Annotated in this window: 24 protein-coding genes; 14 read left to right on the top strand and 10 right to left on the bottom strand. The window is 65.8% G+C overall.

Annotated elements, in window-relative coordinates:
• Positions 1-24 precede the first annotated feature (24 nt).
• The 6 genes from AB4Y42_RS11345 to AB4Y42_RS11320 all read left to right on the top strand — a co-directional run bounded on the left by AB4Y42_RS11345 (position 25) and on the right by AB4Y42_RS11320 (position 7,076).
• Complete coding sequence (locus tag AB4Y42_RS11345) at positions 25-1,602, top strand: beta strand repeat-containing protein (RefSeq protein ID WP_368686646.1); 1,578 nt, start codon at positions 25-27, stop codon at positions 1,600-1,602.
• A gap of 148 nt (positions 1,603-1,750) precedes the next feature.
• The gene (locus AB4Y42_RS11340) at positions 1,751-2,440 is read left to right on the top strand and encodes a C39 family peptidase (protein WP_342921955.1); all 690 of its coding nucleotides are present in this window, start codon (positions 1,751-1,753) and stop codon (positions 2,438-2,440) included.
• Positions 2,441-2,453: 13 nt separating this feature from the next.
• The gene (locus AB4Y42_RS11335; RefSeq protein WP_368694184.1) at positions 2,454-3,299 is read left to right on the top strand and encodes a peptidase C39; all 846 of its coding nucleotides are present in this window, start codon (positions 2,454-2,456) and stop codon (positions 3,297-3,299) included.
• 155 nt (positions 3,300-3,454) lie between these two features.
• Positions 3,455-4,939, top strand: a complete 1,485-nt coding sequence (locus AB4Y42_RS11330; RefSeq protein ID WP_368686648.1) for a hypothetical protein — start codon at positions 3,455-3,457, stop codon at positions 4,937-4,939.
• Between the two features lie 16 nt (positions 4,940-4,955).
• Positions 4,956-6,482, top strand: a complete 1,527-nt coding sequence (locus AB4Y42_RS11325; protein WP_368686649.1) for a sigma 54-interacting transcriptional regulator — start codon at positions 4,956-4,958, stop codon at positions 6,480-6,482.
• Positions 6,483-6,578: 96 nt separating this feature from the next.
• Positions 6,579-7,076 (top strand): dihydrofolate reductase, encoded by a 498-nt coding sequence (locus AB4Y42_RS11320; protein WP_368694183.1) that lies wholly within the window; start codon positions 6,579-6,581, stop codon positions 7,074-7,076.
• 94 nt (positions 7,077-7,170) lie between these two features.
• Here AB4Y42_RS11320 and pmbA read toward each other — a convergent pair whose 3' ends face one another.
• The gene (gene pmbA / locus AB4Y42_RS11315; protein ID WP_342921810.1) at positions 7,171-8,541 is read right to left on the bottom strand and encodes a metalloprotease PmbA; all 1,371 of its coding nucleotides are present in this window, start codon (positions 8,539-8,541) and stop codon (positions 7,171-7,173) included.
• Positions 8,542-8,808: 267 nt separating this feature from the next.
• Here pmbA and yjgA point away from each other — a divergent pair, with 267 nt between their 5' ends.
• Complete coding sequence (gene yjgA / locus AB4Y42_RS11310) at positions 8,809-9,423, top strand: ribosome biogenesis factor YjgA (protein ID WP_368694182.1); 615 nt, start codon at positions 8,809-8,811, stop codon at positions 9,421-9,423.
• Entirely contained in the window at positions 9,410-10,033 is a 624-nt protein-coding gene (gene mog, locus AB4Y42_RS11305; protein ID WP_368694181.1) for a molybdopterin adenylyltransferase, read from the top strand. The genes yjgA and mog overlap by 14 nt, the downstream gene beginning before the upstream one ends.
• Before the next feature lie 67 nt (positions 10,034-10,100).
• Here mog and orn read toward each other — a convergent pair whose 3' ends face one another.
• Positions 10,101-10,730 carry an oligoribonuclease gene (gene orn, locus AB4Y42_RS11300; RefSeq protein WP_368686651.1) on the bottom strand — a complete coding sequence of 210 codons (630 nt, stop codon included), beginning with the start codon at positions 10,728-10,730 and terminating at the stop codon, positions 10,101-10,103.
• A gap of 112 nt (positions 10,731-10,842) precedes the next feature.
• Here orn and AB4Y42_RS11295 point away from each other — a divergent pair, with 112 nt between their 5' ends.
• The 3 genes from AB4Y42_RS11295 to AB4Y42_RS11285 are packed head-to-tail and all read left to right on the top strand — an operon-like array spanning position 10,843 to position 13,407.
• Entirely contained in the window at positions 10,843-12,120 is a 1,278-nt protein-coding gene (locus tag AB4Y42_RS11295) for a M48 family metallopeptidase (protein WP_368694180.1), read from the top strand.
• Positions 12,117-13,058 carry a ribosome small subunit-dependent GTPase A gene (rsgA, locus tag AB4Y42_RS11290; protein WP_368694179.1) on the top strand — a complete coding sequence of 314 codons (942 nt, stop codon included), beginning with the start codon at positions 12,117-12,119 and terminating at the stop codon, positions 13,056-13,058. The genes AB4Y42_RS11295 and rsgA overlap by 4 nt, the downstream gene beginning before the upstream one ends.
• A 25-nt stretch (positions 13,059-13,083) precedes the next feature.
• Positions 13,084-13,407 carry a DUF2007 domain-containing protein gene (locus AB4Y42_RS11285; RefSeq protein ID WP_321912620.1) on the top strand — a complete coding sequence of 108 codons (324 nt, stop codon included), beginning with the start codon at positions 13,084-13,086 and terminating at the stop codon, positions 13,405-13,407.
• An 82-nt stretch (positions 13,408-13,489) separates the two neighbouring features.
• On the opposite strand, the gene AB4Y42_RS11280 is transcribed toward AB4Y42_RS11285, so the two are convergent.
• The 6 genes from AB4Y42_RS11280 to rpsP form a co-directional block, all read right to left on the bottom strand.
• Positions 13,490-14,428 (bottom strand): CobD/CbiB family protein, encoded by a 939-nt coding sequence (locus tag AB4Y42_RS11280; RefSeq protein WP_028206739.1) that lies wholly within the window; start codon positions 14,426-14,428, stop codon positions 13,490-13,492.
• A gap of 150 nt (positions 14,429-14,578) precedes the next feature.
• Positions 14,579-15,301 carry a CoA pyrophosphatase gene (locus AB4Y42_RS11275; RefSeq protein ID WP_368694178.1) on the bottom strand — a complete coding sequence of 241 codons (723 nt, stop codon included), beginning with the start codon at positions 15,299-15,301 and terminating at the stop codon, positions 14,579-14,581.
• An 86-nt stretch (positions 15,302-15,387) separates the two neighbouring features.
• The gene (gene rplS, locus AB4Y42_RS11270; RefSeq protein ID WP_028206741.1) at positions 15,388-15,783 is read right to left on the bottom strand and encodes a 50S ribosomal protein L19; all 396 of its coding nucleotides are present in this window, start codon (positions 15,781-15,783) and stop codon (positions 15,388-15,390) included.
• Positions 15,784-15,933: 150 nt separating this feature from the next.
• Positions 15,934-16,701: a tRNA (guanosine(37)-N1)-methyltransferase TrmD gene (trmD, locus tag AB4Y42_RS11265; protein WP_368686656.1), complete on the bottom strand. Its 768-nt coding sequence runs from the start codon at positions 16,699-16,701 to the stop codon at positions 15,934-15,936.
• A gap of 72 nt (positions 16,702-16,773) precedes the next feature.
• A complete protein-coding gene (rimM, locus tag AB4Y42_RS11260) occupies positions 16,774-17,526 on the bottom strand; it encodes a ribosome maturation factor RimM (protein ID WP_368686657.1) in 753 nt (250 codons plus the stop codon).
• 97 nt (positions 17,527-17,623) lie between these two features.
• Positions 17,624-17,887, bottom strand: coding sequence for a 30S ribosomal protein S16 (gene rpsP / locus AB4Y42_RS11255; RefSeq protein WP_028206744.1), 264 nt, complete (start codon positions 17,885-17,887; stop codon positions 17,624-17,626).
• Between the two features lie 174 nt (positions 17,888-18,061).
• On the opposite strand from rpsP, the gene AB4Y42_RS11250 reads away from it, so the two are divergent.
• Positions 18,062-19,276: a sorbosone dehydrogenase family protein gene (locus AB4Y42_RS11250; protein WP_368694177.1), complete on the top strand. Its 1,215-nt coding sequence runs from the start codon at positions 18,062-18,064 to the stop codon at positions 19,274-19,276.
• A gap of 137 nt (positions 19,277-19,413) precedes the next feature.
• Positions 19,414-19,887 carry an NINE protein gene (locus tag AB4Y42_RS11245; RefSeq protein WP_368694176.1) on the top strand — a complete coding sequence of 158 codons (474 nt, stop codon included), beginning with the start codon at positions 19,414-19,416 and terminating at the stop codon, positions 19,885-19,887.
• Positions 19,888-19,915: 28 nt separating this feature from the next.
• Here AB4Y42_RS11245 and AB4Y42_RS11240 read toward each other — a convergent pair whose 3' ends face one another.
• A complete protein-coding gene (locus tag AB4Y42_RS11240) occupies positions 19,916-21,061 on the bottom strand; it encodes a PA0069 family radical SAM protein (RefSeq protein ID WP_368694175.1) in 1,146 nt (381 codons plus the stop codon).
• 114 nt (positions 21,062-21,175) lie between these two features.
• A complete protein-coding gene (locus AB4Y42_RS11235) occupies positions 21,176-21,664 on the bottom strand; it encodes an Lrp/AsnC ligand binding domain-containing protein (protein WP_028206748.1) in 489 nt (162 codons plus the stop codon).
• A 176-nt stretch (positions 21,665-21,840) separates the two neighbouring features.
• Here AB4Y42_RS11235 and AB4Y42_RS11230 point away from each other — a divergent pair, with 176 nt between their 5' ends.
• Positions 21,841-23,127, top strand: coding sequence for a D-amino acid dehydrogenase (locus AB4Y42_RS11230; RefSeq protein WP_368694174.1), 1,287 nt, complete (start codon positions 21,841-21,843; stop codon positions 23,125-23,127).
• Positions 23,128-23,191: the final 64 nt, after the last annotated feature.

Below are 23,191 nucleotides of genomic sequence, written 5' to 3'. Positions count from 1 at the left end.
ACCACTCAGTATCGGAGCGAAATCATGAAGCGCACCCTCATAGCAGCGGCAGTTCTTGCGTCGGCGGTAGGTTCCGCTCACGCAGCTAGTTCGGCGTATCTCTTTAACGCCACAGGCGTCACCCAATACGTCGGCATCGAAGGCTTCGTCACGCTGTTCGGCTGCGTCTCGGTTTCGAGCACCGCCGGCGCCGTCATCAACAACAACCAGACCACCGGTGGCGGCACGCTTCTGCCGCAAGCGCAAAGCTACGACAGCGGCAAGATCACCACGGCAGTGAACAACACCACGTGGAGCGTGACGGGCACAGGCAGCAATTCCTTCTCGAAGTCCTCGAGCTCGAGCGAGTCGAGCAGTTCGTCGTCGTCGAGCAGTTCGTCGCATTCGCATCAAGTGAATGCATCGAACTCGAAGAGCTCGTCGAGCAACTCGAGCTTCAGCAAGACCTTCAACGCAAGCGCGAGCGCCGACTATCATGTCGCGACCGACAATGGCAGCACACATGACCACACGACGGCCAGCACCTATAGCGACACGGGCAGCGCGGCCCTTGGCACGAGCTACAGCAGCGTAGGCAACAACACGTCGACGAAGTCGCAGAGCGGCAATGGCAGCCTCCAGGCCAATGCATCGTGGTCGCACACCGGCAACCACAAGAACGGCTCGGCCGGCATCAACCTCAGCGGCTCGGAAAGCACGTCGCACACGACGACCAACGCCCACAACAACAGCGACACGACGAACGTCGGCGCGGCCTGGTCCGTGAACAACAACAAGAATACGAGCAACAGCTCGACGACCGCCAATACGGCTCATGCTGACGGCACGGCCAGCGCCGCGCTTTCGACGAGCGTAAACGGCACGAGCGAAAAGTCGAAAAACTCGTCGAGCACGTACGCTTCCATGTACAGCTCGTCGAGCTCCAGCTCGGATTCGCATAGCCACTCGTCGTCGCGCAGCTCGAGCTCGAGCAAGAGCTGGGGCTACAACGTGAGCGACTCGCTCAACACCGTCGACGAGCACACCACCGGCTCCGTCACGCAGCATATCAACACACAACAGGCGGGCACGCTCGACGCCAACACCGGCAGCGGCGCAGCCACCGGCGTGACGGGCAACCTCGGCGTGAACATCGCGGAAGGCATCAACAACGCGCAAAGCAACGATGTCGCGCTCGCTTCTGTCGACATGGGCAACGTGTTCGGCAACGCGCAGATCTTCAACAATCAGGCGTCCAGCGGTAGCGCCCACGTGAAGAACTTCAACCTGAACGCGTCGGTCGGCGACGGCTCGCTCGCCAACGTATCGGGCAACGTCGGCGTGAACGTCGCATCGGGCATCGGCAACGCGCAGAACAACAGCCTCGCCGGCTCGGTGACGACGGCAACCCCGGGTGCCTACTCGACGGTTGCAATGGTCGCGACGGATAACAACTCGCAGAACGCCAACATGTCGGCAGTCGGCCAGTTCCAGGGTACGGCCAGCCTCGGCGCCAATACGCTCACCGGCGCGCAAGGCAACATCGGCGTGAACATTGCCGGCGGCATCGGCAACCTGCAGCACAACGGCATGGCAATCGCCGCGATGAACAACGGCCACTAGGCACGGCTGGCAGCACTGCAGGAACTGGGCTCGCCCCAGGCAGAAAACGCAGCAAGCAACGCGCGCCGGCTGTCCCACCGCAGCCGGCGCGCATACCAGAAGGTAGGAGACCACCATGTCCGGGCCCGTATCGACCCCGGCATCAAGGATGTTTGTCGTCGCGCTGACGCTCTCGGCCAGCGCAGCCCTTGTGCCTGTGCATGCGCAGCAGTCGACGCTCGACGCGACCCACCTCATCGGCGTGCCGGTGAAGCTGCCGCTGCACTCGATGCGGGACCTGCGCTATCGCAGCATCGTCAGCCAGCAGTATGACTACAGCTGCGGCGCCGCCGCGCTCGCCACACTGCTCAAGTATGGCTACGGCATCGACATCCCCGAACCTGAGCTGATCCGCCAGATGATGGTGTTCTCCACGCCCGAGGTGGTCGTCAAGAACGGCTTCTCCATGCTCGACATGAAGAAGTTCGTCGAGACGATCGGCTTGCGCGGCCGCGGTTTTCGCGTCAATACCGACGCGCTCTACCACCTGCAGATTCCCGTGCTGGTGCTCATGAACATCGATGGCTATGAGCACTTCGTGATCGTCAAGCACGCCGAGAACGGCCGCATCTTCATTGCGGACCCCGCGCTCGGCAACCGTATCGTCGCCGAAGACGACTTCGCCAAAACATGGAACGGACTCGTCTTCGCGGTGCTCGGCAAACCGTTTCTGGAGGACTCTCCGCTGTTGCAGAACAACGAGTCGCTCGCGCTCAAGCTGCGTGAACAAGCCTTGCTCAATGGCACTGCGGCGACTCCCTTCTTCGAATACGGCCTCGATAAGGCCGTCATGTTCTGAAGTCCGAAGAATCATGAAACGCAACCTCTCACAGTGTGGCATCGCGGCAGCCGTCTCCGCGCTCGCCTGCGCTTTTTCGAGCGGTGCGCTAGCGGCTGAAGGCATCGGCTTGCCGCAACCGATGCCGGCGTTTCTCTCGAACGCCGACGCGCAGGCGCAAGGCATCCGCTGCGAAGCCGTCGGCGACGACGTGCTCGCGCATCAGACCGGCAAATATGCCGGCAGCGACATGATTTCCGGGTTCGTTCTGAACCTGCTTTCTCAATGGCAATTGCCAAACGGCGCGACCGCAGTCGCGCAAGGCGCGCTCGCGGTCGCCCAGAACGCGGCCAACCAGGTGAGCGCGCAGGTGAAGACCTATGCAACCGTGATCGACCCGACGCAGGGCGGAACCACGGGCGCAAACAGCGGCGCCAACCCGAACGCGACGGCCACCGGCGGCCAGAACGTTTCGGTCAACGGCGTCTCGCAGATCACCCAGGTGGCCGGCAACGGCAATACGGGCGCCAATGCCGCAACCATCTCCTATGACAACAACGCGCCGCAGCTCGCCAGTCTGCCAGGCGCGGCCAACCAGCCAAGCGCGTCGGCATCGAACGCGACCGGCAGCATAAGAGCGGGCATCTCGTTCGGCAGTAACGGCGTCAACGTGACGCTGCAGACGCCGGCGGGCATCGCCACGCAGAACATCGTGCCAGGCAACATGCAGCAGGCCGGCGCGATCGCCCAGTTACTCCAGGTCGCAGGCAACAACCAGCAGGTCGCCAACCAGTTGCAACTGAGTCTGCAGACGCAGCAGATGACGTCGCAAATGATCCGGCAGACCGGCGTATTACAGGCTCTGCGAAATCTCCACTAACCGAGGGCCTGCACGAGACGTACCAGTCAAGGAGACCACCACGCGGGCAAGGACCCGCGCGAGAAGCAGCACTTTGAATGAGGAGCATCGACGTGCGCGGGCGTGGAACCAGGGAGTTCCGCCGGGCGCCCGCATTCGATCCCGGGGGAAGAACAATGAAGATGATGTCCAGGGCGGCCGCGCCACACGTGTCGCTGGCCGCCATTCCAGCAGCCGTTTTACTATTCGCGCTCTCGCAGTCCGCCCACGCGCAGGCGCTACAAAGCCAGTCGATCGAAGACCGTCTGAATACGCTCATGCGCGTCGTCGACGAGCAGCAGCGGCAAATCCAGTCACTCGAGCGCCAGGTGACGAACCTCGAAATGGCGCAGCGCGGTCGCGGCATGCCGGGCGCGGGTGCGCCCGACGCCGCGTCGGACGCGACGGTCGCCGAACAACCGGGCGCAGACGGTCTGCCTGTGCCCCTGCCGCCGCTCGCCCAGGCGCTGCCGGGCGCGACGGCGCCGGGTGCGCTCACCGGCACGGCCACGGGCGTGCCCGTGAACCCGCCCTCGCCCGACGCAGGCGCGACCAATGGCGCGACCGGCAGCTCGGCCGCGAGCGGGCCGCAGCAGGGCGCGCCGGTTGGCGTGAACCCGAACAACCCGACCGTGGGCGAGACGCAAAAGAGCGCCGAGCCGTCGCGCACGCAAGCCGAAGAAGCGGTCGTGCAGCGCGAGCACGCGCCGCTCTTCGACCACAAGCTGACGTTGGACTGGGGCATCAGCGACAGTTACTACGATCGCCGCCAGCTGCAGCTTTCGGGCTTTCTCGCCCTCGACGCGATCTTCCTCGGCAACATCAATCTGGGGCAGACCAAGTCGCACACGATCACCGCCGACCTCGACACGCGCTACGGCCTCACCGACCGCATGAGCATCGATGTGGACGTGCCTTACGTCTACCGGCACAGCACCTTCATCGTCGGTGGCGCGGGCGGCTCGGCCAGCACGCTCACGGATGCGTCGGTCAATTCGAACTCCATCGGCGACGTGAACTTCGGGATCTACTACCAGTTCCTGAAGGAAACCAACAACATTCCCGACGTGGTCGGCAGCCTGCGCGTGAAGACGGACACCGGCACCTCGCCGTTCGGCATCAAGGTTCAGCAGATCACGCCCGACAACACCAATCTCGTCGCCCCCAGCAAGCTGCCCACGGGCACGGGCTTCTGGAACGTCACGGCCGGCATCTCGGTGCTGAAGACCTACGACCCGGTGGTGCTGTTCGGCAGCTTCTCGTACACGTACAACATCTCGCGCTCGTTCGCCGACATCTCCTCGGTGATCGGGCAGACCGAGCCTGCCGAAGTGAAGCTCGGCGACATCATCCAGTTCGGCGGCGGCGTCGCGCTCGCCTTCTCGGACAAGGACTCGGCAAGCATTTCGTACACCATGGCCATCGAGCCGCAGTCGAAGACCAAGTCGCCGGGCGGCACCTGGACCGGCGTGCCGGGCAGCGAGACGACGGCCTCGGTGCTCAACTTCGGCCTGAATCACGTGGTCAACAAGCACCTGACGATCAACGGCGCGGTGTCCGTCGGGCTCACGCCCGATGCACCGAACTTCGTCGTCGGCGTGCGTTTCCCTTACACCTTCTGATGACATGAGGCCGATCGTGCGCGAATCCTCACATCTGGGCGCCACTGTGACACCGCTCGCCGGAGCCGGGCAGCGTCTCGCCGTGGGCGGACCGCCGCTTGCCGGCGATGTCCCCGACGCCGGCCGCGCGCGCGATGCGAAGCCCGAGGCGAGTCTCGAGCGCACCTTGCTGTATGTCGCGCGCACGCCCGACCCGCTGCTGTGCGCCTACCTCAAGAGCCGCGGCTGGGAAATCGCGACCGCGCGCACGGTGCACGAGGCCTCGCGCCTCGTGAAGCCGGAGGCGGCCTATGCCGGCCTCGTCGATCTCACGGGTTTCGCGCCGCGCGAGTTCGCGAGCCTCGAGACGATCCTGCGGCTGCAGCAGGTGGGATGGATCGCACTCACCGACGATTCGCGCCTCACCGACGCCGAAGTGCGGCGCCTGATCCGCCACTACTGCTTCGACTACGTGCATGTGCCGGTCTCACATGCGACGCTCGACTACCTCGTGGGCCACGCGTTCGGCATGGTGTCGCTGTGCGATCTCGACACGCCGGCCGCCGCCGCGAGCCAGGACGAAGACGAGATGGTCGGCACCTGCGAAGCGATGCAGCAGCTCTTTCGCACGATCCGCAAGGTGGCCAACACCGACGCCACGGTGTTCATCTCGGGCGAATCGGGCACCGGCAAGGAACTCACGGCGCTCGCGATCCACGAGCGCTCCGCGCGGCGCAAGGCGACCTTCGTGCCGATCAACTGCGGCGCGATCCCGCATCATCTTCTGCAATCCGAACTGTTCGGCTACGAGCGCGGCGCGTTCACGGGCGCGAACCAGCGCAAGATCGGGCGCGTCGAATCGGCCAACGGCGGCACGCTCTTTCTTGACGAGATCGGCGACCTGCCGCTGGAAAGCCAGGCAAGCCTGCTGCGCTTTTTGCAGGAAGGCAAGATCGAACGCCTGGGCGGCCACGAGCAGATTCCCGTGGACGTGCGCATCATCTCGGCCACGCACGTCGATCTCGAGGCGGCCATGCGCGACGGACGCTTTCGCGCCGACCTCTTTCACCGCCTGTGCGTGCTGCGCGTGGACGAGCCGCCGCTGCGCGCGCGCGGCAAGGACATCGAGATTCTCGCGCACCACGTGCTGCACAAGTTCAAGCAGGACAGCGCGCGCCGCATCCGCGGCTTCACGCCTGACGCCATCGAGGCCCTCTACAACTACAACTGGCCAGGCAATGTGCGCGAACTCATCAACCGCGTGCGCCGCGCGATCGTGATGGCCGAGAGCAAGCTGATCTCGGCGGAGGATCTCGATCTCGCGCACTTCACCGCGCAGCAGACGGTCACGCTCGCGCAGGCCCGCGAGGCCGCGGAGCGACGCGCGATCGAGGCGGCGCTGCTGCGGCACCGGCACCGGCTCACGGAGGCCGCTGCCGATCTCGGCATCTCGCGCGTGACGCTTTACCGGCTGATGGGCACGCACGGCCTGCGCGACGAAAAAACGTTCTTTGGCGGCGAAGCGGAGAACCAGGCGGAATTGCCGCCCGACGGGCAGGACTGAAACAGTCGATCGCGTGGAGGAAGCGCGCCGGGGCGCCCGGCGCGCTCAGGTAGAATCGCTGCGAACAGCTTACAACCTCGCACCTCTACCCTTTCGATGACGACGCTCACCCTCATCGTCGCGCGCGCCCGCAACGGCGTGATCGGCCGCGACAACGCGCTGCCCTGGCGGCTACCCGAAGACCTCGCGTTCTTCAAGCGCACCACCATGGGCGCGCCCATCATCATGGGCCGCAAAACCCACGAATCGATCGGCCGCGCCTTGCCGGGCCGCCGCAACATCGTCGTGACGCGCGACGCGGGCAAGCGCTTTCCCGGCTGCGACACCGCCACGAGCCTCGACGAGGCGCTCGCGCTCGCGGCCCAGGACCAGGCGCCCACGGCGTTCCTGATCGGCGGCGCGCAACTTTACGGCGAAGGACTCGGGCTCGCGCACGAACTCCTGGTGACGGAAATCTCCGCGGACTTTGAGGGCGACGCCACCTTCCCCGCGCCCGACCCCGACGTGTGGCAGGAAACGTCGCGCGAGACGCTGCATGCGCATGCGCCGAACGACTTCGATTTCGCGTTCGTGCGGTACGTGCGGCGGGATTGATCGACGGGGCGCGCAGCGCGGCTCCCAAAAGCAAAACGGCACGCCTGGGCGTGCCGTTTTTCATCGAGCCAGCGCAGAAGGCGTTAAACGGCGCTTACTGCCCCGCCACCGTCATCCGCTCGATCAGCACCGAACCGGTCTGACGCGTGCCGCGCGCGAGCGTATCCGCGCCCACGGCGACGATATGGTGGAACATCTCCTGCAGCGTGGACGCCACCGTGATTTCCTCCACCGGGTATTGGATCTTGCCGTTCTCCACCCAGAAGCCCGACGCGCCGCGCGAATAGTCGCCCGTCACGAAATTCACGCCCTGCCCCATCAGTTCGGTCAGCAGCAGGCCCGTGCCGAGCTTTCTCAGCATCTCCTCGAAGTCGTCCTCGGGCTTCGTGAGCGAGCTCTGGAACTGCAGGTTGTGCGAGCCGCCGGCGTTGCCCGTGGTCTGCATGCCGAGCTTGCGCGCCGAATACGACGACAGGAAATAGCCCTGCACGATGCCGTCCTTCACGACTTCGCGGCGCTGCGTGCGCACGCCCTCTTCGTCGAACGGCGCGCTGCCGGCCGCGCGCGGCACATGCGGGTCCTCGACGATCTGGATGTGCGGCGCGAACACCGGCTTGCCGAGGCTGTCGACGAGGAACGACGTCTTGCGATACAGCGCGCCGCCGCTCACGGCCTGCACGAACGCGCCGAGCAGACCCGCGGCGAGCGGCGCCTCGAACAGCACCGGCACCTTGCGCGTGTCGAGGCTGCGCGCGTTCAGGCGCGAAAGCGCACGTTCGGCCGCATAGCGCCCGACGGCTTCGGGCGAGGCCAGCTCGGCCGCGCTGCGCCGCGAGGTGTACCAGTCGTCGCGCTGCATGTTGCGGCCGACGCCTGCGATAGGCGCACACGAAACGTAGTGGCGCGAGTACGGATAGCCGTGCATGAAGCCGCCCGAGGTGGCGAGCACGAACTGCGAGTGCTGTGCCGACACGCTCGCGCCTTCGGAGTTCTTCACGCGCGGGTCGACGGCGAACGCCGCGTCTTCGGCGCGGCGCGCGATTTCCACGGCCTCGTCGGCGGAGAGATTCCACGGGTGATAGAGGTCGAGGTCGCGCGGCGCGGTTTCGAGCAGATCGCGTTCGGCGAGGCCCGCGCAGTCGTCGTCGGCGGTGAAGCGCGCGATGTTGTACGCGGCCGCCACCGTGTCCTTGAGCGCCTGCGGCGAAAAATCCGAGGTGCTCGCGTTGCCGCGCTTGTTGCCGATATAGACGGTCACGCCGACCATCTTGTCGCGGTTGTGCTCGATCGTCTCGACCTCGCCGCGCCGTACCGAAACGGACAAGCCGTCGCCTTCGGAGATCTCGGTCGCGGCGTCGCTCGCGCCGAGCGCGCTGGCGTGCCGCAGGATGTCTGAGGCGATCTCCTTCAGCTCGTCCTGGGTGTGCGGGAAAAAGCGTTGCCGGGCTTCGATGTCTGCTGCCATTGTCGTTACGGTCCGGTATTGGGCCGGTGCGGCCCGCTGGTGTCGTGTTTCGCTGGTGTCGGTTCAGGTGCTTCGGAACGCGCTGCGTTCGCAAAGCGCATCCCGCGATCATAGCAAGGTATGTGAACACGCATCACAGGCGCTTTCGCCGCCTGGCCCCTCGCACCAACTGCCGCACCAACGCCCGCCCCGGCATCGGGCCGCCGGCGCCGCCGTCCGCCGCCTTCCAGCCCGAGCCGCACGCGCGCGCACGCTACAATACGCCCCATGAAACGCAAAACCCGCATTCAACCGATGAACGACGCTGTCGCCGAGCAGGACGACAACGGCTACGATCGCCCGAGCAAATCGCAGCTCAAGCGCGACATGGAAGCGCTCCAGGAACTCGGCCAGGCCCTCGTGGAACTGCCCAAGGACGCGCTCAAGCGCATGCCGATGACCGAAGACCTCGCGGACGCCGTCCATGAGTGCCGCCGCATCACCGACCACGAAGGCCGTCGCCGCCAGCTCCAGTACGTGGGCCGCATGATGCGCGGGCTCACGGAGGCCGAAGTCGCCGCGCTGCGCACGAAGCTCGACGAGCACCGCGGCGTGAACAAGGCCGCCACGGCGCGCCTGCACTGGATCGAACGCACGCGCGACAAGCTGCTCGCGGACGACACCGCGCTCACCGAATTCATCCGCCTGCACCCCGCCGCCGACCCGCAGGAAGGCCGCACGTTGATCCGCAACGCGCGCCGCGAGCAGGAGCAAAGCAAGCCGCCCAAGTCCTTCCGCGAGCTGTTCCAGTGGATCAAGGACGCGAGCGCCCAGGGCGCCGACGAGGGCGAAGAGCACGAAAACGAGCGTGCCGACGAGGACCGCGAAGATGACGAAGCCTGAGCGCAGCCATCCTGACGAACTCGTGATCGGCCTCGTGTCGGTCAGCGACCGCGCGACGAGCGGCGTCTACGAGGACAAGGGCATTCCCTCGCTGATGGAGTGGCTCGGCAATGCGCTGAAAACGCCGTGGCGCGCCGAAACGCGCCTGATCCACGACGACGCGGCGACGATCTCCGCGACGCTCACGGCGCTCGTGGACGGCCTCGGCTGCGACCTCGTGCTGACGACGGGCGGCACCGGCCCCGCGCGCCGCGACGTGACGCCCGAGGCGACGCTTGCGGTGGCGACGAAGGAAATGCCGGGCTTTGGCGAGCAGATGCGCCAGATCAGCCTGAATTTCGTGCCGACGGCCATTCTGTCGCGCCAGGTTGCCGTGATCCGCGAAAATGACGACCACGCGGCGCTCATCATCAACCTGCCGGGGCAGCCGAAGTCGATCAAGGAAACGCTGGAAGGCCTGCGTGACGATCAGGGCGCCGTGAAGGTGCCGGGCATTTTTGCTGCGGTGCCGTATTGCATCGACCTGATCGGCGGCCCGTATATCGAAACCGATCCGAACGTCGTGGCGGCGTTCCGGCCTAAAAGCGCGCAGCGGGCGCCGCGCGCGTAACTCTCGAACTTCAACGATCGCGCAGCAGCAGCGGCAGAACCGCTGCTGCTGCGTATCTCGACGGCGCTCAGAGCGCCGGACCGGCCTCGCCCGCGGCCATGTCGGGCACGATGCCCGGCGCCGGAACGAGGAAGTGCTCGCGGTAGTACTTGAGTTCGTCGATCGACTCGTGGATGTCGGCGAGCGCCGTGTGCATCGCGCGCTTCTGGAAACCCTTGTAGATGGTCGGCTGCCAGCGGCGGCACAGCTCCTTGAGCGTGCTCACGTCGAGGTTGCGGTAGTGGAAGAAGCGCTCGAGCGTCGGCATCCAGCGCGCCATGAAGCGGCGATCCTGGCAGATCGAGTTGCCGCACATCGGCGACTTGCCCGGCGGCACGTATTGCGAAAGAAACGCCATGATCTGCTCGGTAGCGGTTTCCTCCGTGACGGTCGAGGCGCGCACGCGCTCGGTGAGGCCCGAGCGGCCGTGCGTGTTGCGGTTCCATTCGTCCATGCGGTCGAGCACCGTCTCCGGCTGATGGATGGCCAGCACGGGGCCTTCCACGAGCTTGTCGAGCGTCGAATTCGTCACCACCACGGCGATCTCGATGATGCGGTCGTTGTCGGGATCGAGGCCCGTCATTTCCATATCGAGCCAGATCAGGTTCATGTCGGTGCGCTCGATGAGCGGCGCGCCGGCAGCGGTAATGTCAGTCATGAAAGGCAACCCGGAGAGCGTTGGTGGCGCGGCGCGTGCGCGGCATCGACAGGATGCGATGCCCGGCCGGCGAGAACATATAATTGTCGCATAGATACCACGGACTTCCTGGATGCCTAATCTGTCCCCCTCCCCTGCGCTGTACTTCAGCGTGCTGTTCGTCGTCGGCGTGCTCGCCATGGTCGCGACCAAGCTCTGGCTCGCCTCGCGCCAGATCCGCTTCGTGGCCGCCCACCGCGGTGCGGTGCCCGCGCAGTTCACCGCCACCATTCCGCTCGCCGCGCACCAGCGCGCCGCCGACTACACGGTCGCGCGCACGCGCCTCGGCATGATCGAGATCGTGCTCGGCGCCGTGGTGCTGATCGCGCTCACGCTGCTCGGCGGCGTGCAGGCGCTCGATCTCGGCATCTCGGATGCGATCGGACGCGAATATGTGGGCCAGATCGCGCTGATCGGGGCCGTGCTCGCCATCTCCGGCCTGGTCGAGCTGCCGCTCGACTACTACCGCCAGTTCGTGGTCGAGGAGCGCTTCGGCTTCAATCGCATGACGAGGCGCATCTTCATCATGGACCGCATCAAGGGGCTCCTGATCGGCGCCGCGTTCGGCATTCCGCTGCTGTTCGTCGTGCTCTGGCTCATGAAGCAGGCGGGCAGCCTCTGGTGGCTCTGGACGTGGGCCGTCTGGGTCGCCTTCCAGATGCTCGTGCTGGTGCTCTACCCCACCTTCATCGCGCCGCTCTTCAACAAGTTCGAACCGCTGCGCGATGAGGCGCTGCGCTCGCGCATCGAGGCGCTCATGCAGCGCTGCGGCTTTGCGGCCAAGGGCCTGTTCGTGATGGACGGCAGCCGCCGCTCCGCGCACGGTAACGCCTATTTCACGGGCTTTGGCGCGTCCAAGCGCATCGTCTTCTTCGATACGCTGCTCGCGCGCCTCTCCGGCAGCGAGATCGAGGCCGTGCTCGCACACGAACTCGGTCACTTCAAGCGCCGTCACGTGATCAAGCGCATGGTCGTCACGTTCGCGATCAGCCTCGCGCTGCTCGCCCTGCTCGGCTGGCTCTCGCAGCGCGTCTGGTTCTACGAGGGGCTCGGCGTGCGGCCGTCGCTGCTCGGCGGCAACGAAGGGCTCGCACTCGTGCTGTTCTTCCTCGCCGTGCCCGTGTTCCTGTTCTTCGTCACGCCGCTTGGCAGCCTCTCCTCGCGCAAGCACGAGTTCGAGGCCGACGCCTTCGCCGCCACGCAAACGGACGCGCAGCATCTCGTCAACGCGCTCGTGAAGCTCTACGAGGACAACGCGTCGACGCTCACGCCCGACCCGCTCTATACCGCGTTCTACTACTCGCATCCGCCGGCTTCGCAGCGGATCGACCGACTGCTCGCGCACGCATGAACCGGCGCGCAACCAAAGCCGCCGGCAATGCAAAAGCTGCAGGCGCCACGCTGCACGGCGTGGTGATCGCCGCCCACGGGCGCCACTATCTGGTCGCGCCCGACGGCGGCGGCGCGCACCTGCAATGCTTCCCGCGCGGCAAGAAGAGCGAGGTCGCGGTGGGCGACCGCGTCGAGTATCAGTCGACTTCCGCCGACCAGGGCGTGATCGTCGCGATCGGCGAGCGGCGCAACCTGCTCTATCGCTCCGACCAGTTCAAGTCGAAGCTCTTTGCGGCGAACCTCGACCAGCTGCTGATCGTGCTCGCCACCGAGCCGCACTTCAGCGAGGACCTGCTCGGGCGCGCGCTCGTGGCCGCCGAGGCCAACGACCTCAAGCCGCTGATCGTGCTCAACAAGATCGACGTCGAGGCCGCGCTGCCGCTCGCGCGTCAGCGCCTCGAGCGCTATCGCGCGCTGGGCTATACGGTGCTGGAGGTATCGGTGAAGGGCCGCCCCGAGGAGGCGCACGCGACGCTGGCCGAGCACCTGCACGGCCATCAGACGATCCTGCTCGGCCAGTCGGGCATGGGCAAGTCGACGCTCGTGAACCTGCTGATTCCCGACGCCGAAGCGGCCACGCGCGAGATTTCGACGGCACTCAACAGCGGCCGCCACACCACGACGTTCACGCGGCTCTACACGCTGCCCGAAGGCGGCGCGTTGATCGACTCACCGGGCTTCCAGGAGTTCGGCCTGTATCACCTCACCGAAGGCAAGCTGGAGCGCGCGTTCCCCGAGTTCCGGCCGCTGCTCGCGCACTGCCGCTTCTACAACTGCCATCACCTGCACGAGCCGGGCTGCGCAATTCTGGAGGCCGTCGACGACGGCCGCATCGCGCCCGAGCGCCAGGCGCTGTACGCGCAGCTCATCCACGAGATCAGCCAGGTCGTGCGCTGACGCGCCGCCTGCCCGCAAAACGCCTATGCTCAAGCTCGTGCGCGCGCCGAATCTGCTGATCGCCCAGCACTGGATGAACATCCTGGCGACGGCGGGCGTGCCCTGCGAGCTGCACAACCGCTACCTGAGCGGCGCGATGGGCGAGATTCCGGCCGAGCAGTGCGCGCCCGAACTCTGGCTCGTCGACGAACGCGACGAAAAGCTCGCCCGGCGGCTGATCGACGAAGCGGTGAGCGGCCCGCCGCCGGGCTCGCCGACGTGGCGCTGCGCGCGCTGCGGCGAGGTGCTCGAAGCGCAGTTCACCGTGTGCTGGAATTGCGGACGCGATCGCGACGTGCGCGACGAGTGACGTCAGGTGCTGACCCAAACGTAAATGGGCCGCTGGAAGCGGCCCATTTGGATTTCTACGACTCAGCGCTGCACTGCGGCGCTCAGAGCCAGACGGCGATCGTCAGCATGAGCAGCAGGATCATCCACAGGATCACGGCGCGCCACACGAGGCCCACGGCCGATTGCAGCGTGCGCGGCGTGCAGTCGTCGCCCACCGTGTACGGACCGCCCTCGCCCGGCTGCGCGAGCACATCGACGCTGGACTGCTCGGCGAGCGGGCCAGAAAGCCGCGCGCCCAGCGCGCCGCTGCCGGTGGCGAGCAGCACGCCTTCGTTGGTGTCGGGCCACTGGTTCGTGTGGTTGCGCCAGGAGTAGATCGCGTCCTCGAAGTTGCCGACGATCGCAAAGCCCAGCGACGTAAGGCGCGCCGGCACCCAGTCGATCACGAAAAACACATGCTGCGCGAAGTTCGAGAAAGCCTCGGTGCGGTCCTCGGCCGGACGCGCCCACTCGCGCGCGAGGTATTCGGCGATGCGGTACAGCACGGCGCCCGCGGGCCCGATCGGCACGAGAAACCAGAAGAACACGCCGAACACGTGCCGGTGCGAGGCGATCACCGCGTGAATCAGCGTGTGGCGCACGATCTCGCTCACGGGCATGTCCACGGCGTCGATGCCGGTCCATTCATGGAGGATTTCACGCGCGCGCGGCACGTCGTCGTTGTTCAGCGCGAGATGGATGTCGGTGAAATAGTGGCTGAACTGGCGAAAGCCGAGCGTGAAGTACACGACCACCACGTTCCACAGGAACGCCAGCACGAAGCTGATGTGGTACAGCACGTAGTAGACGAGCGCCGTGGCAAGCGTCCACGGCAGCACGACCACGAGCCAAGCGATGAGGCCATGTTTCTGCTTGCCGGCGTCGAAGCCGTGAGCGGCCCACTCCGCATTGAGGCGCACGAGCGCCATGACCGGATTATTGGGCGACAGCGCCCGCACCTGTTCGATGACGAGAGCCAGCAATACGGAAAAGAAGGTCATGCGACGCGCCGTGCAGATCGGGTTGCGAAAGGGGTTTTATGAAAGTGTTGCAACGATATCACAGGGCCAGATGTGCCTGACCATCGCCGGCAATTCGGGCGGCAAACTCGCAACAGTGCACGGCGGTGCTTGCACGCGCCGTCAGACGTGTTACGCGAGCAGGAAACGGTAGAAGTTGCGCAGCATGCCCGCCGTCGCCCCCCAGATGAAGTGCGAGGACCCGACGCCGGAAGCGATGACGGGTTCGGGCACGTTGTGGTCCGGCGAATGGCGGTCCGGATACGGCATCGCATAGAAGCGCCGCTCGCCGCCTTCCCAGCGGAACACACGCACCTGGTGATGCACCGGGTTCATGAGAAAGCTCAGCGGCACCTCGAAGATGCTCGCCACTTCGAGCGAGTCCGCCGCGAGACTGAACGGCTCGTGCACGAGACCGACCACGGGCGTGACTCTGAAGCCCGTGCCGGTCAGGTAGTCGGGCAACGCGCCGAGCACCTCGACGCGCGCGGGGTCGAGGTTCACTTCCTCGTGCGCCTCGCGCAGCGCGGCGGCGATGGGCGTAGGGTCGGAAGGTTCGCGGCTGCCGCCGGGAAAGCTCACCTGGCCCGCGTGATTGCTGAGGTTGTCGGCGCGCTGGGTGAGCAGCACGGTCAGGCCGCCCGGGCGCATGGCGATGGGCATCAGCACGGCGGCCTCGCGCGGATCGCGCATCTCGAACAGACGGGCTTCCTGGGGTTCGGGGTCCCACGGCAGGCGCTGCTCGAAGCGCGTGCGCAAGCCGGCGGCAGTCAGGCGTTCCGCGGCGACCTGCGGAAGGCTCGCGCCCGTCGATTCGATCGGCAGGCTTTCGGGTTCAAATACTGGGCGGATCAACGGGCGTCCCGGATGACACGTACACGAGATTATTTTGCGGCCAAAAAGAAAAAAGCACCCCGGAGGGTGCTTCTTTCTTACAGCTTTTACGCCTGGTCGGCCGGAGCAGCTGCACGGTCTTTCGACACCAGCTTTTCCTTGATACGTGCCTTCTTGCCCGACAGGTTGCGCAGGTAGTACAGCTTCGCGCGACGCACGTCGCCGCGACGCTTCACCACGATGCTGGCCAGCAGCGGCGAGTACGTCTGGAACGTACGCTCGACGCCTTCGCCCGACGAGATCTTGCGCACGATGAACGACGAGTTCAGGCCGCGGTTACGCTTCGCGATCACGACGCCTTCGTATGCCTGAACGCGCTTGCGGTTACCTTCAACCACGTTCACGTTGACGATCACCGTATCGCCGGGAGCGAATTCGGGGATGGTCTTCTCGCCCAGCACGCGCTGGATTTCTTCCTGCTCGAGTTTTTCAATCAGATTCATGGATTGACTCCGTATGCCATCTTGTCGGCGTTCGTACCTGTGCAGGGTTGCCTGCACTACGGCCCCGATAGAGGATGGATTCACAACTGGCGCCGTTCACGCATGAAGCGGCACCGCCTTTTGCGCCCCTTGTCGCGCACGCCCGAAGCCTTACGCTTCGTCCGCGCCCTTCGCGAGACTAGCGAGCCACGCCTCGTCGGCCCGGCTCAACATCTTGTTCTTTCTGGCCCGCGCGATCAGATCGGGCCGCTTGTTCCACGTGTTGCGCAACGCCTCGCGGCGACGCCACTGCTCGATTTCCGCATGATGGCCGCCAAGCAGCACATCGGGCACGCGCACGCCGTCGTATTCCTCGGGGCGCGTGTAATGCGGGCAGTCGAGCAAACCGTCGACGAAGCTGTCCTGCACCGCCGAAAGCGCATCGCCCAGCACGCCCGGCAGGTTGCGCACCACGGCGTCCATCAAGGCCATCGCGGGCAATTCGCCCCCCGAGAGCACGAAGTCGCCGAGGCTCACTTCTTCGTCCACGCAGCGGTCGACGAGACGCTGGTCGATCGCTTCATAGCGGCCGCACAACATCACGAGGCCCGGCTCCTGCGCGAACTGCATGACGCGTTCGTGCGTGAGCGGCTTGCCTTGCGGCGACATCAGCAGCACACGCGGGGCGCTCACGCCGGCTTGCGCCTGCGCGGCCTGCGCCGCGTCGATCGCCGCTTCGAGCGGCCTGGCCAGCATGACCATGCCGGGGCCGCCGCCGTAGGGGCGGTCGTCGATCGTGCGGTAGTTGTCGGTCGTGAAATCACGCGGATTCCACGTGCGCAACGTGTAACGCTGCTGCTTCGCCGCCCGGCTGGTAATGCCCCAGTCGGTCAGCGCGCGGAACATCTCGGGAAAGAGCGTGACGACATCGAACTGCATCGCTCTCTCCGTTCAGCGAAATTGAATCAGGGCGCGCGGCGGGGTTGCCACAGCACAGCGTTGCCGCGGTGCCTAGTAGTCGGCTTCCCAGTCGACGACGATACGCTTCGCCGCCAGGTCCACCGTCTTTACGAACACGCCCACGAACGGGATCAGGCGCTCGCCGGTGGCCGGCTTGCCATCCTTGTCTGTGGACGCGTACGTGACACGCAACACCGATTGCGCGCCATTGTCGATCAGGTCGGCAACCTTGCCGAGCTCGACACCCGCCTCATTGGCGACATCGAGGCCGATCAGGTCGACCCAGTAATATTCATCGGCTGCGGGCGCCGGGAATTCGGCCCGGCTCACATACACGCGCGCGCCGCGCAACAGCAGCGCGGCATCGCGGTCGTCCAGGCCCGAAAGCTGGCCAACGACGCTGTCACCATGAACCTTGGCGCTCACGCGCACCGCGGAATGACGCTCGCGATGCGCCTGACCCTCGCGGCCCTTGAGGAGCCACCAGCGCCTGGCGGAAAGCAACGCGCGGCCGTCCTGCGCGTGCGGCGCGATCTTCAGCCAGCCCTTGAGGCCATAGGCGTCGATCACGGCACCGACTTCAACGGCGTCGGCCGGCCAGCTCGCTTCGGTTTCGGCGCGCAGACTCTCACCTGCGGGCGCAGCTTTCGCGGCGCTCTCGCGTGCAGGCTTGCGCACGAACGCGCCAAACGACGGCGCGCCGCGGGCGGCAGCCTTGCCGGCGCCGCCGGTCGCAACTTCGGGCGCCCCGCGTTCCGACGCGTCGTTCGCCTCTACGGCAGATTTGGCGTCATGCGCGGACATCGGCACCCCTTGCGACCAGCTTGATATTGCATACGCGGATCATGCAGCGCGTACGCGGGCAAAACACGGACAACGGACTGAAAAGACGCTTAATGACTTAAGCAGCCGGCGCAGCGGCGGCGGTCTTTTGCGCTTCCTTCACGAGGCGCTCGACGGCCGGCGACATTTGCGCGCCGTTTTCCTTCCAGTACGTCACGCGATCTTGAGCGATACGCAGCGTTTCACCCTTGGTAGCGACCGGGTTGTAGAAGCCCACGCGCTCGATGAAACGGCCGTCGCGACGGTTGCGCGAGTCGGTTGCGACGATGTTGTAGAACGGGCGCTTCTTCGAGCCGCCGCGTGCCAGACGGATGATGACCATACTAAAATCCTTGAAAACCGGGGGTTCGGGACTACTGAAACATGCGATTATAGCCCGAAACCGGAGGCATAACAAACACTTAACGGGAAATTGCGCGCCGGCGCGCAGAAAGCGGCAAGACACAGCGGTCAAACTGCGGCCCATGCCCGCGACGGGCGGGCCCTGGAGCGAATTGTGGCGACTTTCAGACGACTCGTGCAATGGCCGCGTCGCGGTGGCGGCCGCGGCATGGGTAACGGCTCGCTTTTCCCAGTGTCTCGCGAGACGGCCAGACGCCTGGCAGCGGCATGGCTCGTCCTTGCCGCCGCCCTGCTCGCGGCACCGCTCGCTCACGCGGCGCTTCCGATCGACCGCATCAAGCTGCCACCGGGCTTCCACATCGAGGTGCTGTCCGCCGACGTGCCCGGCGCACGCGAAATGACGCTGTCGGGCAACGGCACCCTCCTGTATGTGGGGAGTATGGGCGGTGACGTCTACGCACTCGAACTCAGGGACGGCAAGGCCATCAAGCGCCATATCGTGGCCTCGGGACTGACGATGCCGGTGGGCGTGGCCTGGCGCAACGGCGAATTGTATGTCTCGGCGGTGTCGTCGATCGTGCGGCTCGACGACATCGACCGCCATCTCGACGATCCGCCCAAAGCCGTCGTCGTCACGGATTCGCTGCCCAGCGAGCACCACCACGGCTGGAAGTTCATCGCCTTCGGCCCCGACGGCAAGCTCTACGTGCCGCAAGGCGCGCCGTGCAACGTCTGCCTGCCGGCCAGCGACCCGCAGCGCGTGCACTTCGCGATGATCGGGCGCATGGACCCCGACGGCTCGCACTACGAGACTATCGCCCGCGGCGTGCGCAACACGGTCGGCTTCGCGTGGCATCCGCAGACGCACGAACTCTGGTTCACCGACAACGGCCGCGACATGCTCGGCGACGACATCCCCGACGACAAGCTCAACCGCCTCGCGCATGGGGGCGCGGACTTCGGCTTTCCCTATTGTCACGGCGGCAACGTCGCCGACCCCGAGTTCGGCGCAGGCCATCCGTGCAGCGCTTTCACGCCCCCGGTCCTCAAACTCGGCGCGCATGTGGCGTCGCTCGGCATGCGCTTCTACACCGGTTCGATGTTCCCGGCCGACTATAAGAACAGCATGTTCATCGCCGAGCACGGCTCGTGGAACCGCAGCAAGAAGGTCGGCTATCGCGTGGTGCGCGTGAGCGCCAACCCCGACGGCACGAACGCGCACCAGGTAGTGTTCGCGCAGGGCTGGCTCAACGCCGACGAAACCCAATGGGGCCGCCCCGCCGACGTGCTGCCGCTGCCCGACGGATCGCTCCTTGTCAGCGACGACTATGCGGGCGCGATCTATCGCGTGACCTACACGAAACCGTGACGCGGGCAGGCATGGTGCCGGGCATAAGCGTGCGCTTGTGCTGCAAGCGCGGCGTGCGGCATACAATGCCCGGCGGCCCGTGTGTGTTTGACGTAATGCGCTCATGACGGCCGAACGCCCACGTTTCGCCCGAGCCCATGCCCAACGACAAGAACCCCGCACGCTTTCGCTCCAAGACGCTCACCGCCGCCCTCGCCTTCCTGTTTGGCAGTCTCGGCGCACACCGCTTCTATCTATACGGCCCACGCGACGTGTGGGGCTGGGCGCATTTGCTCGGCACGCTCATCGGCCTTCCGGGCGTGATGCTGCTCGTCGCCACCGAACGCGCGTCGATTGCCGGCTGGGTGCTCGCCGTGATCGGCGCGGTGTCGGTCATCTCGGCGTTTCTGGCGGCGATCGTCTACGGGCTGCGCCCCGACGCCAAATGGGACGCGCAGTTCAACGCCGCGTTCGTGGAGCAAGGCCGCACGAGCCGCTCGGGCTGGACGGTGATCTTCGTCGTGATCTTCTCGCTGCTGATTGGCGCGTTCCTGCTGATGACGGGACTCGCACTTTCGTTTCAAACGTACTTCGAGTCGCAGGTCGAGGCCGCGAAGGCGATCTCGCAGTAAATCGCGCCGTAAATCGCGCAGTAACGGCTCAGAACAGGTCGAGCTGCGGCTTCTCGCGCACGGTCTTCGACTGCACGAACGCCGACATGTCCAGAATGCCGTGACGCCGCTCGTTGAGCCCGAGGCGCCGCACGGCATTGTGAAAGCGCTGCTTGAGCAGGTCGGCCCATAGCCCCGTGCCCTTCATGCGCTGCGAAAACGCCGACTCGTAGTCCTTGCCGCCGCGCATATCGCGCACGCGGCTCATCACGCGCTCCGCACGCTGCGGGAAGTGCGCCGCCAGCCAGTCCTGGAACAGCGGCGCGACCTCCCATGGCAGGCGCAGCACGATGTAGCTTGCGCTTGTCGCACCGGCCTCGGCGCAGGCTTCTAGCACGCGCTCCATGTCGGGCTCGGTCACGAACGGGATTACGGGTGCGATGCTCACGCCCACCGGCACACCGGCTTCAGCTAGCGTGCGGATGGTGCGCAGCCGCCGCGCGGGTGTCGCCGCACGGGGTTCGAGCGTGCGGGCGATATCGGCGTCGAGCGTGGTGATCGTGATTGCCGCCATGAACTGCTTGCGCGCGGCCATCGGCGCGAGGAGGTCGAGATCGCGCTCGATCAGCGAGGATTTCGTGATGGCCGCGAACGGATGCTGCCGTTCGGCCAGCACTTCGACCACGCGGCGCGTGATGCGCAGGTCGCGCTCCACCGGTTGCCAGGCGTCGGTATTCACGCCCAGCGCGATCGGCTCGGGCTCGTACGACGGCTTGGCGATTTCCCGCGCGAGCAACTCCGCCGCATTGACCTTGGCGTAGATACGGCTCTCGAAATCGAGCCCCGGCGAGAGGCCGAGATAACTGTGCGTGGGCCGCGCGAAGCAATAGATGCAGCCGTGCTCGCAGCCTCGATAGGGATTGAGCGACACGTTGAACGGAATGTCCGGCGACTGGTTGCGCGTGAGGATGCTTTTCGCGCGCTCTTCGAACACTTCGCTGCGCAGCCTGGGCTCGCCCGTTTCATCGCCATGGTCCCCGCCGCCGCCCGTCTGCTGCCAGCCGTCGTCGAACGCTTCGCGCCGGTCGACTTCGTAGCGCCCTTGCAGATTCGTGACCGCCCCGCGCCCCTTGCGCGCCGTGGGCGGCGCAACGGGATACCAGGCGTCGGGATCGGGGTGATGGGAGTCGGTCACGGCTGGAGCGAAATAGACAAGAAAACGCGGATCGATACTGTATAAATATACAGTATCGATCCGCGTTGTCGAGTCCTAAAAACGGGGCGCTTTCAGCCGCCACAGTGACCCTCGTCATTCCCCCACGGCGATGGTCAGCGTCTCCTTGATCTCTTCCATCACCACGTAGCTCTTCGACTGCACGGCGCCCGGCAGTTGCAGCAGGATGTCGCCGAGCAGCTTGCGGTAGTCCGCCATCTCGCCGATGCGCGCCTTGATGAGATAGTCGAAGTCGCCCGAGACGAGATGGCATTCGAGCACCTCCGGGATCTTCTGCACCTCGCGGCGGAACTGGTCGAACATGTTGCCGCTCTTGTGGTCGAGCGTGATCTCCACGAACACGAGCAGCGCCGCACCCAGCACCGTGGGATTCACGCGTGCGAAGTAGCCCGTGATCACGCCGTCGCGCTCCATGCGCTTGACCCGCTCGATGCACGGCGTGACCGAGAGCCCGACCTGCTCTGCGAGGTCCTTCATGGCCATGCGGCCGTCCTCCTGGAGCAGCTTCAGGATGCGGTGATCGAGCCGGTCGAGCGCACGGACCGGTTGGCGCTGCGTTCTCATGATTTCTTCCCGAAAATCTGAAAAATACGATAACAAAACCTGGACGTACAACAATAGCATAGCTAGAAATACTGGCTACACCCGAAATTTCATGCCTTCTTCCCTATCGGTGCCAAAACACGGCTTCCAGGGTCCCGGCAACGCGGCGTAGCTCAACGAATCTATATGGAGCAGCTATGCGAGTCGTCGTGTTGGGCAGTGGTGTGGTCGGTGTGGCCAGCGCCTGGTATCTCGCCCGCGCGGGCCACGAAGTCACGGTGATCGACCGCGAGGCCGGTCCCGCGCTCGAAACCAGTTTTGCCAACGCCGGCCAGATCTCGCCGGGCTACGCCGCGCCGTGGGCCGCGCCGGGCGTCCCGCTCAAGGCGATCAAGTGGATGTTCGAGAAGCACGCGCCGCTCGCCATTCGTCTGGACGGCACCAAATTCCAGCTGCAATGGATGTGGCAGATGCTGCAGAACTGCACGGCCGAGCGCTACGCGCTCAACAAGGGCCGCATGGTGCGCCTCGCCGAATACAGCCGCGACTGCCTGCAGGCGCTGCGCGCCGACACGGGCATTCAGTATGAAGGCCGCACGGGCGGCACGCTCCAGGTGTTCCGCACGCAGCAGCAGTTCGAAGGCGCGGCGAAGGACATCGCCGTGCTCGAAGACGCGAACGTTCCGTACGAACTGCTCACGGCCGCCGAACTCGGCCGCGCCGAACCCGCGCTCGCCGCGGTGTCGGGCAAGCTCACGGGCGGCCTGCGGCTGCCCGGCGACGAAACCGGCGACTGCCAGATGTTCACTACGCGCCTTGCCGCCATGGCCGAACAACTGGGCGTGAAATTCCGCTACAACACGCCGATCGATGGTCTCGCCATGCAGGGCGACCGGATCGCGGGCGTGCAATGCGGCAGCGAGCTGGTGCGCGCCGATTCGTACGTGGTCGCACTCGGCTCCTTCTCGACGAAGCTGCTCGCGGGCCTCGTGAAGATTCCGGTCTATCCGCTCAAGGGCTATTCGATCACGGCGCCGATCGTGAATGCGAGTGCCGCGCCGGTTTCGACCGTGCTCGACGAAACCTACAAGATCGCGATCACGCGTTTTGACGACCGCATCCGCGTGGGCGGCATGGCCGAGATCGTCGGCTTCGACAAGACGCTCAAGCAAGCGCGCCGCGAAACGCTCGAAATGTGCGTGAACGACCTGTTCCCGGGCGGCGGCGACACGACGAAGGCCACCTTCTGGACCGGTCTGCGCCCGATGACGCCGGACGGCACGCCGGTCGTCGGCCGCACGCCGATCTCGAACCTGTTCCTGAACACGGGTCACGGCACGCTCGGCTGGACGATGTCGTGCGGCTCGGGCCAGTTGCTCGCCGACCTGATCTCGGGCAAGCAGCCCGCCATCCGCGCCGACGATCTTTCGGTGCACCGCTATCTCGGCGACACGCAAGGCTCGCATCGTCCGGCGTATGCCTGAAGCCAGCCACGCTGCGGGAACGAACACGGCGCCTCCAGGGCGCCGTGTTTCATTTCTCGTTTTG

This window comes from Paraburkholderia sp. EG286B, from assembly GCF_040965655.1.
Classification (GTDB): domain Bacteria; phylum Pseudomonadota; class Gammaproteobacteria; order Burkholderiales; family Burkholderiaceae; genus Paraburkholderia.
Note: the sequence above shows the minus strand (reverse complement) of the source record. Positions and strands in the feature narration are given on the sequence as shown.

Coding starts and splice junctions, on each gene's coding strand:
- AB4Y42_RS11345 (WP_368686646.1), top strand. CDS start 25: ATGAAGCGCACCCTCATAGCAGCGGCAGTTCTTGCGTCGGCGGTAGGT.
- AB4Y42_RS11340 (WP_342921955.1), top strand. CDS start 1,751: ATGTTTGTCGTCGCGCTGACGCTCTCGGCCAGCGCAGCCCTTGTGCCT.
- AB4Y42_RS11335 (WP_368694184.1), top strand. CDS start 2,454: ATGAAACGCAACCTCTCACAGTGTGGCATCGCGGCAGCCGTCTCCGCG.
- AB4Y42_RS11330 (WP_368686648.1), top strand. CDS start 3,455: ATGAAGATGATGTCCAGGGCGGCCGCGCCACACGTGTCGCTGGCCGCC.
- AB4Y42_RS11320 (WP_368694183.1), top strand. CDS start 6,579: ATGACGACGCTCACCCTCATCGTCGCGCGCGCCCGCAACGGCGTGATC.
- pmbA (WP_342921810.1), bottom strand. CDS start 8,541: ATGGCAGCAGACATCGAAGCCCGGCAACGCTTTTTCCCGCACACCCAG.
- yjgA (WP_368694182.1), top strand. CDS start 8,809: ATGAAACGCAAAACCCGCATTCAACCGATGAACGACGCTGTCGCCGAG.
- mog (WP_368694181.1), top strand. CDS start 9,410: ATGACGAAGCCTGAGCGCAGCCATCCTGACGAACTCGTGATCGGCCTC.
- orn (WP_368686651.1), bottom strand. CDS start 10,730: ATGACTGACATTACCGCTGCCGGCGCGCCGCTCATCGAGCGCACCGAC.
- AB4Y42_RS11295 (WP_368694180.1), top strand. CDS start 10,843: ATGCCTAATCTGTCCCCCTCCCCTGCGCTGTACTTCAGCGTGCTGTTC.
- rsgA (WP_368694179.1), top strand. CDS start 12,117: ATGAACCGGCGCGCAACCAAAGCCGCCGGCAATGCAAAAGCTGCAGGC.
- AB4Y42_RS11285 (WP_321912620.1), top strand. CDS start 13,084: ATGCTCAAGCTCGTGCGCGCGCCGAATCTGCTGATCGCCCAGCACTGG.
- AB4Y42_RS11280 (WP_028206739.1), bottom strand. CDS start 14,428: ATGACCTTCTTTTCCGTATTGCTGGCTCTCGTCATCGAACAGGTGCGG.
- rplS (WP_028206741.1), bottom strand. CDS start 15,783: ATGAATCTGATTGAAAAACTCGAGCAGGAAGAAATCCAGCGCGTGCTG.
- trmD (WP_368686656.1), bottom strand. CDS start 16,701: ATGCAGTTCGATGTCGTCACGCTCTTTCCCGAGATGTTCCGCGCGCTG.
- rimM (WP_368686657.1), bottom strand. CDS start 17,526: ATGTCCGCGCATGACGCCAAATCTGCCGTAGAGGCGAACGACGCGTCG.
- rpsP (WP_028206744.1), bottom strand. CDS start 17,887: ATGGTCATCATCCGTCTGGCACGCGGCGGCTCGAAGAAGCGCCCGTTC.
- AB4Y42_RS11245 (WP_368694176.1), top strand. CDS start 19,414: ATGCCCAACGACAAGAACCCCGCACGCTTTCGCTCCAAGACGCTCACC.
- AB4Y42_RS11235 (WP_028206748.1), bottom strand. CDS start 21,664: ATGAGAACGCAGCGCCAACCGGTCCGTGCGCTCGACCGGCTCGATCAC.
- AB4Y42_RS11230 (WP_368694174.1), top strand. CDS start 21,841: ATGCGAGTCGTCGTGTTGGGCAGTGGTGTGGTCGGTGTGGCCAGCGCC.